Source organism: Brevibacterium sp. 91QC2O2 (assembly GCF_024580695.1).
In the GTDB taxonomy this organism is placed as follows: Bacteria; Actinomycetota; Actinomycetes; order Actinomycetales; family Brevibacteriaceae; genus Brevibacterium; species Brevibacterium moorei.
Map to the genome: position 1 here is coordinate 1 of NZ_JANIJY010000059.1, position 988 is coordinate 988.

Annotated in this window: 1 protein-coding gene; it reads left to right on the forward strand. The window is 61.8% G+C overall.

Going from position 1 to position 988, the window contains the following annotated elements:
- Nucleotides 1-955 (forward strand): DDE-type integrase/transposase/recombinase (locus NQ036_RS15405; RefSeq protein ID WP_257060005.1); only part of this gene is annotated, 955 nt, incomplete at its 5' end.
- Between the last annotated feature and the right edge of the window lie 33 nt (nt 956-988).

The window sequence follows — 988 nt, forward strand, 5'->3', positions numbered from 1 at the left end:
CATGACCGGGGTGTCCCGGTCGACGTGGCACTACCGGCACAGGCCCCGGCCCGCAGTGGCTGACCCTGTTCATCAAACGGATCGGGCGTACGCTTCGCGGATCGGTGAGGCAGACAGGCGGCGGGTGCAGGAGCGTATCCGTACATCGTGGGAAGCAGGTCATTCGGTCGATCACGCGTTTGCTGCGATGTGGGATGACGGGGTGATGCTCGCTTCACGGCGATCGTGGTGGCGGATCGCTGCGCAGATCGAGGATCAGTCGGTGCGGCCTGTTCTCCCGCGGGCGAAGCAGAAACGCTGCCGGCGGGAAGCTCCGCAGGTCATGGCCACCCGTCCGGGGCAGGCATGGTCGTGGGACATTACGGACCTGTACTCACCGTGGGTGGGTAAACGTTTCAAGGCCTACAAGGTCATTGACGTGTTCTCGCGGAAGGTCGTGGGACACAGGGTCGAGGAGTGTGAGTCCGACCAGGTGGCTGTGGAGATGTTCACCGAGGCGATCGGAATGTATGGGGCACCGGAGGTCGTGCATGCTGATAACGGGTCGGCGATGACGTCGAACCGATTACGGGAGTTGCTTGCCGGGTACAGGGTGGAGTCGTCGTTCAACCGACCGTATGTGTCGAATGACAATCCGTTCTCCGAAGCGGCGTTCAAGACGATGAAGTATCGGCCCGGGTACCCGCGGATCTTCGAGACCGTGGGGGACGCTCGTGCGTATGTGGATGGATACGTGCAGTGGTACAACACTGTGCATCGGCATTCCGGTATCGCGTTGTTCACCCCGGAGAGTGTGTTCGATGGGTCATGGCAGCGGTGCTGGCATGACCGGGATCAGGCGTTGCAGGAGTACTACCGGAGACACCGGGGACGCTTCAAGTCACGTCCGGTGACTCCGAAGCCGCCCCACGTCGTGGGTATCAACCTGCCGGAGCACGAAGCAGTCAGAAACTAGCCCGAGTGACTCCACACAGCTTGACACAGAGCG